The following is an 8,176-nucleotide window of genomic DNA, read 5'->3' as shown; positions in this document are numbered from 1 at the left end:
CCCCCCCCCCCCCCCCCCCCCCCCCCCCCCCCGCCCAACCAGCAGAAAACAGCACCGCTTTTGACGTTGACGTTGACGTTGCATTGAGCAGGTGCAGGGCGCAGCCCTGCCGAACCCCTTTAGAACGGAGCCGCAGACTCGAACGCCAGCGCGGCCCCCGTCACCGGGTGGGTGAACGCCAGCGCGCACGCATGCAGGTACACCCGCTGCGCCGGCGTGGCGCCGTACAGCACATCACCCACGATGGGATGGCCAAGACTGGCCATGTGCAGCCGCAACTGATGGCTGCGCCCGGTCACCGGCTCCAGCGCCACGCGCGTGCGCTGCGCCTGCACATCGCGGGCGAGCACGCGCCACCGCGTCAGCGCCGGCTTGCCACGTTCGTGGTCGACCTGCTGCTTCGGCCGGTTCGGCCAGTCCACGATCAACGGCAGGTCCACCGCGCCGGCCTCTGCCTCCAGCAGCCCCTCCAGCACCGCCTCGTAGCGCTTGCTGACACTGCGCTGCTCGAACTGCATCGACAACGCCGCCTGCATCGCCTTGCCGCGCGCATGCAGCAGCAGGCCCGACGTCGCCTGGTCCAGGCGATGCACGGTCAACGCATCCGGGTACAGCGCCTGCAGCCGCGCCACCACGCAGTCCTGGTTCTCCTCGCTGCGGCCGGGCACGGACAGCAGGCCGGCCGGCTTCTCGGCCACCAGCAGTGCGTCGTCGATGTAATGCAGGTGGATCATCAGGTTCCTGGCCCTCAAACAGCAACGGGGAAGCCTGAGCTTCCCCGTTGCCTGGTACCGACCAACGGTCGGCACCTACCTTCTGGATCACGTACCGACCAACGGTCGGCACCTACCTTCTGGATCACGTACCGACCAACGGTCGGCACCTACCTTCTGGATCACGTACCGACCAGCGGTCGGTACCTACCGGTCAACGCCGGTATCAGCCCAGCAGGTGGGCGACGCCGGAGCGCTCTTCTTCCAGCTCGGCCAGGGTCTTGTCGATGTACTTCTGGCTGAAGTCGTCGATCGGCAGATCCTTGACCAGGGTGTACTTGCCGTTCTCGGTGGTCACGGCGAAGCCGAAGATCACGCCTTCCGGAATGCCGTAGGAACCGTCGGACGGCACGCCCATGGTGACCCACTTGCCGTTGCTGCCCAGCACCCAGTCACGCACGTGGTCGATGGCAGCGTTGGCGGCCGAAGCAGCCGAGGACGAGCCACGGGCTTCGATGATCGCCGCGCCGCGCTTGCCCACGGTCGGGATGAAGGTGTTGGCGTTCCATTCCTGGTCGTTGATCGCATCGGCGATGGAGGCACCATCGGCGGTGGCGAAACGGTAGTCCGGGTACATGGTCGGGCTGTGGTTGCCCCACACGACCAGCTTCTCCATGCCACCGACCGGCTTGCCGAGCTTGGTCGACAGCTGGCTCAGCGCGCGGTTGTGGTCCAGGCGCAGCATGGCGGTGAAGTTTTCCGGCTTCAGGTCCGGGGCCGACTTCATGGCGATGTAGGCATTGGTGTTGGCCGGGTTGCCGACCACCAGCACCTTCACGTCACGGCTGGCGACCTTGTTCAGCGCCGCGCCCTGGGCGGTGAAGATCTTGGCGTTTTCCAGCAGCAGGTCCTTGCGCTCCATGCCCGGGCCGCGCGGACGCGCGCCGACCAGCAGGGCGATGTCGGCATCCTTGAAGGCCACTTCGGCGTCGTCGGTGCCGACCATGCCGGCCAGCAGCGGGAAGGCGCAGTCTTCCAGCTCCATCATCACGCCCTTCAGGGCGGCCTGGGCCTTGTCGACCGGCAGTTCCAGCAGCTGCAGGATGACCGGCTGGTCCTTGCCCAGCATTTCGCCGGAGGCGATGCGGAACAGCAGGGCGTAACCGATCTGGCCGGCAGCGCCGGTCACGGCAACACGAACGGGTGCTTTCATGGGGGTTTCCTCTTGCTTGCAAGCGTTGGATGGAACGCCGCGGGCGTGGCACGCAGGCCTGGCGGGCGGCGGGGAACAGGGAAACGGCCACCGAGGGGTGGCCGTTTCGAAGGGGGATCAGGCGGCGAGGATCTTGTTCCACTCGGCGACGCGGTCGGCCTGTGCGGCCAGCGCGGCGTCGACGTCGCCTTCCAGGGTGATCGAATGGATCACGTCGCCCTGCTTGACCGAATCGACGATGGCCTGGCCTTCCAGGACCTTGCCGAAGACGGTGTGGCGGCCGTCCAGCCAGTCGGTCTTGATGTGGGTGATGAAGAACTGGCTGCCATTGGTGTTCGGGCCGGCGTTGGCCATCGACAGCGAGCCGACCTCGTGCTTCACGCCGTTCTTCTCGTCCTCGAACTTGTAGCCCGGGCCGCCGGTGCCACGACCCTGCGGGCAGCCGCCCTGGATCATGAAGTCGGCGATCACGCGGTGGAAGATCAGGCCGTCATAGAAGCCCTGCTTGACCAGGTTGACGAAGTTGGCAACCGTCAGCGGCGCCTTGTCGGCGAACAGCTCGACCTTGATCGGGCCCTGGGTGGTGTCGAAAGTGGCGATGAGGGACATGAAGATCCTTGATGCAGATGGGGTTGCGTCTAGCCACCTAGTTTACACCCGGCTCGTGGCAGCGGCGCCTTCGACCATGGGCCAACGGGACCGGTCCCGCCGGCCGGGGGGCGCCGTTCAGCCAGCCCGGGCAGGCCCCTGAATGGGCCTCTGGCCGGGCCTGAAATCAAGGTTTTCGCGAATCGTCAACTTCGACGTATAATGTTGGACTTCTTTTTCCAAATCCGGCGCCGACTGGCCCCCTTTCGTATGTCCATCGAAAACCTTCGCAACATCGCCATCGTCGCCCACGTCGACCATGGCAAGACCACCCTGGTCGACCAGCTGCTGAAGCAGTCCGGCACCCTGTCCGAGCGTACCGTCCTCGCCGAGCGCGTGATGGACAGCAACGACCAGGAAAAGGAACGCGGCATCACCATCCTGGCCAAGAACACCGCCATCACCTGGGAAGACAAGAAGACCGGCATCAAGAACCGGATCAACATCGTCGACACCCCAGGGCACGCCGACTTCGGCGGCGAGGTCGAGCGCGTGCTGTCGATGGTCGACACCGTGCTGATCCTGGTCGACGCCATGGACGGCCCGATGCCGCAGACCCGCTTCGTCACCCAGAAGGCCTTCGCGATGGGCTTCAAGCCGATCGTCGTGGTCAACAAGGTTGACCGTCCGGGCTCGCGTCCGGAGTGGGTCATCGACCAGGTCTTCGACCTGTTCGACAAGCTCGGCGCCACCAACGAGCAGCTGGACTTCCCGATCGTCTACGCCTCGGCCCTGAACGGCTACGCCGGCCTGGAAGACACCGTGCGCGACGGCGACATGACCCCGCTGTACGAAGCGATCATGCAGCACGCGCCGAAGCCGGAAGTCGATCCGGAAGGCGCTTTCCAGATGCGCATCAGCCAGCTGGACTACAACAACTTCGTGGGCGTCATCGGCATCGGCCGCATCCAGCGCGGCACCCTGAAGAAGAACATGCAGGTCGCGGTCATCGACCGTGAAGGCAAGAAGCGCAACGGCAAGGTCGCGCAGGTGCTGGGCTTCCTGGGCCTGGAGCGCATCGAGCAGGACACCGCCGAAGCCGGTGACATCGTCGCCATCTCCGGTATCCCGGAGCTGACCATCTCCGACACCCTGTGCCACCCGGACACCCCGGAAGCGCTGCCGGCACTGACCGTCGACGAGCCGACCATCTCGATGACCTTCCAGGTCAACAACTCGCCGTTCGCCGGCAACAAGGACCTGTCCGGCGGCAAGTTCCTGACCAGCCGCCAGATCAAGGACCGCCTGGACCGTGAAAAGGTCCACAACGTGGCCCTGAAGGTCGAACAGCTGGAAGACGCCGACAAGTTCCTGGTCTCCGGCCGTGGCGAACTGCACCTGTCGGTGCTGATCGAGAACATGCGTCGCGAAGGCTACGAGCTGGCCGTGTCGCGCCCGGAAGTCATCATCAAGGAAATCGACGGCCAGATGATGGAGCCGATCGAACAGCTGGTGGTGGACATCGAAGAAATCCACCAGGGCGGCGTGATGGAAAAGCTGGGCACCCGCAAGGGCCAGCTGAAGAACATGGAGCCGGACGGCAAGGGCCGCGTGCGCCTGGAATACTCGATCCCGGCCCGTGGCCTGATCGGTTTCCAGAACGAGTTCAAGACCCTGACCCAGGGTTCGGGCCTGCTGTTCCACGTGTTCGACCATTACGGTCCGAAGGAACAGGGCGCGATTGCCAAGCGCATCAACGGCGTGATGATCGCCAATGCGCCGGGCACCACGCCGGCCTACTCGCTTGGCCCGCTGCAGGAACGCGGCAAGCTGTTCGCCGCTGAAGGCGACAACGTGTATGAAGGCCAGCTGGTCGGTATCCACTCCAAGGACAACGACCTGACCGTCAACGCGATCAAGACCAAGCCGCTGACCAACATGCGCGCTTCGGGCAAGGACGATGCGATCCAGCTGACCCCGGCGATCAAGTACTCGCTGGAACAGGCCCTGGACTTCATCGAGGACGACGAGCTGGTCGAGATTACCCCGAAGGAGATCCGCCTGCGCAAGAAGTTCCTGACCGAAAGCGACCGCAAGAAGGCTTCGCGCGGCGGCTGAGCCTGACCCGTGAGCCAGAACGGCTACAACCCGGATCCGCACCGGCATCCGGGTCTCCACGTCATCGCCCTGCTCGAAGCGAGCAAGGCGATGCTGGCGTTGTTGGCTGCGACCGGGCTGGAAATGCTCGGTCCGCAGCCGCTTCGCGATGGGGTCAATGCCCTGATCCGGCGTTTCAGCCTGGACCCGGATCACGGCACCCTGCCCTCGCTGCTGAACATGATCAGTCCCGACGCGGTGCACCTGGCCGCAGCGGCGATGATCGGCTACGGCCTGCTGCACCTGGTCGAAGCCTGGGGCCTGTGGAAGGCCAAGGCCTGGGCCTCCTGGCTCGGCTGCCTGACGGCCTCGATCTACCTGCCCTTCGACATCTACGCGGTGGTCCGCCATCCCGGCTGGGCGTCCTGGAGCGTGCTGGCGATCAACCTGATCGTCGTCTACGTCCTCGCCCGCGACCTGCGCAAGCGCCGCCACTGAGCAGCCGCTACACTGACGATTGGAGCCGACCCAGCCGTCCGATGCGCCCGTTCCTGCCTTCCCTGCTGACCTGCCTGATCGCGGCCCTGCCCGCGCTGCTTGCCGTGGGCTGCAGTCCGGCCACACCCGCGGCGCACGCCGCCGCACCCGGCAGCAGCAACGTGCCCTTCCCCTATGCCGAAACCGACGTGGCCGACCTGCAGGCACGGATGGTCAGCGGTGAACTGGACAGCGCCACCCTCACCGCCGCCTACCTCAAGCGCATTGCTGCCCTGGACCGCACCGGGCCGCGCCTGCGCGCGGTGCTGGAGCTGAACCCCGATGCCCTGAAGGAAGCGGCCGAGCGCGACCGCGAGCGCCGTGCAGGCCGCCTGCGCGGCCCGCTGCATGGCATCCCGGTGCTGCTGAAGGACAACATCAACGCCGCGCCCATGGCCACCACGGCCGGCTCGCTGGCGCTGCAGGGCTTCAAGCCCGGGGATGCCTACCTGGTGCGCCGCCTGCGCGAGGCCGGCGCGGTGGTGCTGGGCAAGACCAACCTCAGCGAATGGGCCAACTTCCGCGGCAACGACTCGATCTCCGGCTGGAGCGCCCGCGGCGGCCAGACCCGCAACCCCTACCGCCTCAGCCATTCGCCCTGCGGTTCCAGCAGCGGCAGCGCGGTGGCCGTGGCCGCCAACCTGGCCAGCGTGGCGATCGGCACCGAAACCGACGGCAGCATCGTCTGCCCGGCGGCCATCAATGGCGTGGTCGGGCTGAAGCCCACCGTCGGCCTGGTCAGCCGCGAGGGCATCATCCCGATCTCCTTCAGCCAGGACACCGCCGGGCCGATGACCCGCAGCGTGGCCGATGCGGCCGCCGTGCTGACCGCCATCGCCGGCCGCGATGATGCCGACCCGGCCACCGCCACCATGCCTGGCCGCGCCGTCTACGATTACACCGCGCGGCTGGACCCGCAGGGCCTGCGCGGCAAGCGCCTGGGCCTGCTGCAGACGCCACTGCTGAAGTACCGTGGCATGTCGCCGCTGATGGACCACGCCGTGGCCGAGCTGCGCCGCGCCGGTGCGGTGGTGGTGCCGGTGGCCATGCCCAACCAGGGCGCCTGGGACGAGGCCGAGCGCACCGTCCTGCTGTACGAGTTCAAGGCCGGGCTGGAGCGCTACTTCGCTACCTACCAGGCCCCGATGCGCAGCCTGGCCGAGCTGATCGCCTTCAACCAGGCCCATGCAAAGCAGGAACTGGGGCTGTTCGGCCAGCAGCTGCTGCAGGAGGCCGACGCCACCGCCGGGCTGGCCGACCCCGCCTACATCCGTGCACGCAGCGACGCGAGACGCCTGACGGGCCCTGAGGGCATCGACGCGGTGCTGGCGGCACACCAGCTCGATGGTCTGATCGCCCCGACCACCGGCATCGCCTGGCCGCTGCGCAGCAGCGGTGATGATTTCCCGGGCGAGAGCTACAGCGCCGCCGCCGTGGCCGGCTACCCCAGCCTGAGCGTGCCGATGGGGCAGATCGACGGCCTGCCCGCCGGCCTGCTGTTCATGGGCACCGCCTGGAGCGAGCCGAAGCTGATCGAGATGGCCTACGCCTACGAACAGCGCACCCGCGCGCGGCAGCCGCCACGGTTTGCCACCGACGCCCTGATCGACGCCGGCGACCCGTAATCTCGAATGGTAGTGCCGGCCGCTGGCCGGCAGATCCAGGGTTGCCGGCCAGCGGCCGGCACTACCGATCCGTCGGCTCCTCCGGCACGATCGCCGCCTCACCATCCTCCGCGCCCGGCGAACGCACGTCCGCCGTGCGCGCACGCGGCCCGCGCGGCATGTCCAGCTCATCCTCGTGCTGCAGGCGTGCACGCACCTGCGGCAGCGACTGCGGATGTTCGCGGGCGAGGAAATCCAGCATCCGTTCGCGCACCAGGCAGCGCAGGTCGAAGGCATCGCCGGAGCTGCGCGCACTGACCAGCAGGCGCACCTGGATCGCGCGTTCGCTGGTGTCGGTCACCTGGGTCACGCACACGCGGCCATCCCACAGCGCCTCGCCACGGCAGATGCGCTCCAGCTCGGCACGGATCGCCGCGATGGGCGCGCGGTAGTCCAGCCAGAAGAACGCGGTACCGAGCAGGTCGGCGCTGCGTCGCGTCCAGTTCTGGAAGGGGTTTTCGATGAACCAGGTCAGCGGCACCACCATCCGCCGCTCATCCCAGATACGCACCACCACGTAGCTGCTGCCGATCTCCTCGATGCGCCCCCACTCGCCCTCGACGATCACCACGTCATCGAGGCGGATCGGCTGGGTCACGGCGATCTGCAGGCCGGCGATCAGGTTGCCGAACACCGGCTTGGCCGCGATACCGGCCACCAGGCCGATCAACCCGGCCGACGCCAGCAGCGCCGAACCGATCTTCGCCACCATGTCGAACTGCAGCAGCACCAGCGAGGCGCCGAGGACGATGATGCCGCCCATGATCACCCGGCTGAGCACACGGGTCTGGGTCTGGATGCGGCGCGCTTCCAGGTTGTCGGCTACGTCGATCGGGTTGCTGCGCAGGATGGCGCGCTCGATGGCACTGACACCGCGTACCAGCAGCCAGATGAAACACGCCACCAGGCTGATATGCAGCACCCGTTGCAGATTACCCAGCAGCGGATCCTGCAATGGCGTCGCCTGCAGCGCGGGAATCAGCAGCAGCAGCGGCAATGCCGTGGCCAGCGGCAGGCCGAGCACACGGCCGATGCGCGCGCGGCGCCGATCGCGCCCTTTCAGCCGGTGATAGATCCACAGGATCACCCAGGCACCGATGCCGCCGATCACCAGCGCCAGTCCCAACGGCCATGCATAGGCCTGCATGTGCTCCCAATGCACGCTTGCCACCTCCACTCGAACACGCGAATGGACAGGGTCGCGCATGGCGCATGAGCGTGTTGTATGCAGGGTTGGCACCCTGCACCCGCAAACGTCAACGTCAACGTCAAAGGCGGGTTTCCTGAGGGATGGCGGGGTGGGTCCGGTTGAGGGGGACGCTGCAAGTACGTCCATGTAAGCTCGGTCGCCGCATCCATGCGGC

General features: G+C 67.0%; 7 protein-coding genes. 3 read left to right on the top strand and 4 right to left on the bottom strand.

Translation table 11 applies throughout. The annotated features are described in order from the left end of the window. Positions 1 to 119 precede the first annotated feature (119 nt). From AC3WL7_RS21240 to AC3WL7_RS21230, 3 genes are all read right to left on the bottom strand, one after another. On the bottom strand, positions 120 to 734 hold the full coding sequence (locus AC3WL7_RS21240; protein ID WP_492753008.1) for an RluA family pseudouridine synthase: 615 nt from the start codon (positions 732 to 734) through the stop codon (positions 120 to 122). Between the two features lie 205 nt (positions 735 to 939). Further along, complete coding sequence (locus AC3WL7_RS21235) at positions 940 to 1,926, bottom strand: malate dehydrogenase (protein WP_079220770.1); 987 nt, start codon at positions 1,924 to 1,926, stop codon at positions 940 to 942. A 117-nt stretch (positions 1,927 to 2,043) separates the two neighbouring features. Then, the gene (locus AC3WL7_RS21230) at positions 2,044 to 2,535 is read right to left on the bottom strand and encodes a peptidylprolyl isomerase (RefSeq protein ID WP_079220769.1); all 492 of its coding nucleotides are present in this window, start codon (positions 2,533 to 2,535) and stop codon (positions 2,044 to 2,046) included. A gap of 249 nt (positions 2,536 to 2,784) precedes the next feature. Here AC3WL7_RS21230 and typA point away from each other — a divergent pair, with 249 nt between their 5' ends. From typA to AC3WL7_RS21215, 3 genes are read left to right on the top strand one after another with little or no spacing between them, the layout of a single operon-like run. Next, entirely contained in the window at positions 2,785 to 4,632 is a 1,848-nt protein-coding gene (typA, locus tag AC3WL7_RS21225; RefSeq protein ID WP_049456418.1) for a translational GTPase TypA, read from the top strand. A 9-nt stretch (positions 4,633 to 4,641) separates the two neighbouring features. Beyond that, entirely contained in the window at positions 4,642 to 5,109 is a 468-nt protein-coding gene (locus AC3WL7_RS21220; protein WP_108758322.1) for a DUF2127 domain-containing protein, read from the top strand. 41 nt (positions 5,110 to 5,150) lie between these two features. Next, positions 5,151 to 6,773: an amidase gene (locus tag AC3WL7_RS21215; RefSeq protein WP_492753004.1), complete on the top strand. Its 1,623-nt coding sequence runs from the start codon at positions 5,151 to 5,153 to the stop codon at positions 6,771 to 6,773. 61 nt (positions 6,774 to 6,834) lie between these two features. On the opposite strand, the gene AC3WL7_RS21210 is transcribed toward AC3WL7_RS21215, so the two are convergent. After that, entirely contained in the window at positions 6,835 to 8,019 is a 1,185-nt protein-coding gene (locus AC3WL7_RS21210) for a mechanosensitive ion channel family protein (RefSeq protein ID WP_492753003.1), read from the bottom strand. Positions 8,020 to 8,176 lie beyond the last annotated feature (157 nt).

This window comes from Stenotrophomonas sp. FW305-3-2-15-E-LB1 (assembly GCF_058787375.1).
The sequence above is the reverse complement of the archived record's forward strand: the minus strand, read 5'-3'. Positions and strand labels throughout refer to the sequence as shown.